The following is a 1,865-nucleotide window of genomic DNA, read 5'->3' as shown; positions in this document are numbered from 1 at the left end:
GGTGTGGCGGCGGGCCATCGCGGAGTCGTCCTCACCCTCGGCAGGCGCATAGCCAAAGTACCGGGCGCCGTGCAGGGCCGGCTCGGGCGAACCACGGCTGATGCCCAATTGGAGCCTGCCTTGGCTGATGAGGTCCGTGGCCGCGGCTTCTTCTGCCATGTACAGCGGGTTTTCGTAGCGCATGTCGATCACGCCCGTGCCCATCTCGATCCGGCTGGTTCGGGCCGCGATGGCCGCCAACAAGGGGAACGGCGAGGCCTGCTGGCGCGCAAAGTGGTGCACCCGGAAGAAGGCGCCGTTGATGCCGAGTTCCTCCGCCGCAACCGCTAGGTCGATTCCTTGGAGCAAGGCGTCGCCGGCCGATGGAGTGCGCGAGCCTTGGACTGGACCCCAATGGCCGAAGGAAAGAAAACCGATTCGTTTCATGCCCGCGTCAACCACGGGACAAGCCGGGGAATTCCTTAGCGCGTGTTAGCGCGTGCTCCCCGTGAGTTAGCGCGTGCTGCCCGCGAGCAGGCCGCGGCGCAGCAGGAGGCGGCGCTCAATCGGCGCGAACACGACAAGCTCGATCAGGATGCCCACAAACAGGATTGCCAGGATCGCGGACATGACCGTGGCCATATCGGACAAGGTGCGGCCCTGGTCCAGGAGCGAACCGAGCCCGAAGCCGATGGTGCCGCCCACCGCGATGATTTCGGCGGCCATGAGGGAGCGCCAGGAGAAAGCCCAGCCCTGCTTGAGTCCGCCGAGGTACCCGGGGAGGGCCGCCGGCAGGACGATCTGCAGGGCCATCTGAAGTCGCGAGGCCCCGAGGACCTTGCCGACGCTCCGGTATTGCGGCGGGATCTGGTCCACGCCGGAAATCAGCCCGTTGATGATGGACGGGATGGCACCCATCAGGACGACGAAGTACACGGTGCCGTCCGAGAGCCCGAACCAAATGATTGCCGCTGGAACCCACGCCACCGACGGGAGGACCTGGAGCCCTGAAATGAGGGGTCCGAAGGCGCGGCGCAGCGGCTGCACCTGTGCGAGGAGCAGGCCCACCGGGGTGGCGACGGCGACGCTGATGAGGAAGCCGATCACGCCGCGCTGAAGGGAGGTCCAGACGGCTTCCTGGGCTTTGCCTTCGGCCCAGAGGGAACCGAACTGGCTCAGGACGTCGAGCGGTCCGGGAACCTGGTCGCGGCGCTTGAAACCGAGGGAGACATAGAACTGCCACGCCAGGATGAGGACCAGAAGTGCAGCAATCGGGAGGATGATCCGGGTCCAGTCGATGCGCGCCTTGCGGTGGGCATCCGACTGCAGCTTGTCCAGTCCGGCCTCGAGGTCACGGAGTTCGTCCGGGTTTCCCTTCAGGGACGGCGAGGTGATGTGGCGGGACTGTGGAGCTTGCTCGGCGGTGTCTCCTTCGGCAAGCCGGGTCTCTTGTTCAATTGGCATGGCGGCGGATCTCCTCGCGCAGGCGGCGGGTAATGGTTCCAGTCAGTTCCCCGGCACGGCCGGCGTCGGTCCGGTGTTCCTCGGTGACGTTCCACTCGGCCACGACCCGCCCCGGACGGGAGGACAGCAGCAGGACCCGCTGGCCGAGCCTGACGGCTTCGCGCACGTTGTGCGTCACGAACACGATGGTGCGGCCCGTTTCCTTCCAGATCCGCTCAAGCTCATCGTGCAGAAGGTCGCGCGTGATGGCGTCGAGGGCAGCGAACGGTTCGTCCATGAGCAACAACTGCCGGTCCTGGGCCAAGGCGCGGGCGAGTGCGACGCGTTGCCGCATGCCGCCGGAGAGTTCGTGCGGGCGTTGTCCCCCGCGCCACCCAAATGGACGAGGTCCAACAACTCGCCCGCACGGGCAGCACGCGACG

Annotated in this window: 2 protein-coding genes and 1 pseudogene; all 3 read right to left on the bottom strand. The window is 66.7% G+C overall.

Features of this window, described 5'->3' with window-relative positions; translation table 11 throughout:
- Positions 1-426: LLM class flavin-dependent oxidoreductase (locus AHiyo1_RS00370; protein WP_148667414.1), on the bottom strand; the 426-nt coding region annotated here is incomplete at its 3' end.
- Between the two features lie 66 nt (positions 427-492).
- Entirely contained in the window at positions 493-1,443 is a 951-nt protein-coding gene (locus AHiyo1_RS00365; protein WP_084784265.1) for an ABC transporter permease, read from the bottom strand.
- Positions 1,433-1,865 (bottom strand): annotated as a pseudogene (locus tag AHiyo1_RS00360) (ABC transporter ATP-binding protein); the annotation flags it as partial. The gene AHiyo1_RS00365 and the pseudogene AHiyo1_RS00360, both read right to left, overlap by 11 nt.

It is taken from the genome of Arthrobacter sp. Hiyo1, from assembly GCF_001263615.2.
Lineage (GTDB): Bacteria > Actinomycetota > Actinomycetes > Actinomycetales > Micrococcaceae > Arthrobacter.
This window is presented reverse-complemented; position numbering and strand designations above follow the sequence as displayed.

Excerpts from the sequence above, each read along its gene's own strand:
- AHiyo1_RS00365 (WP_084784265.1), bottom strand. The coding sequence starts at position 1,443 with ATGCCAATTGAACAAGAGACCCGGCTTGCCGAAGGAGACACCGCCGAG.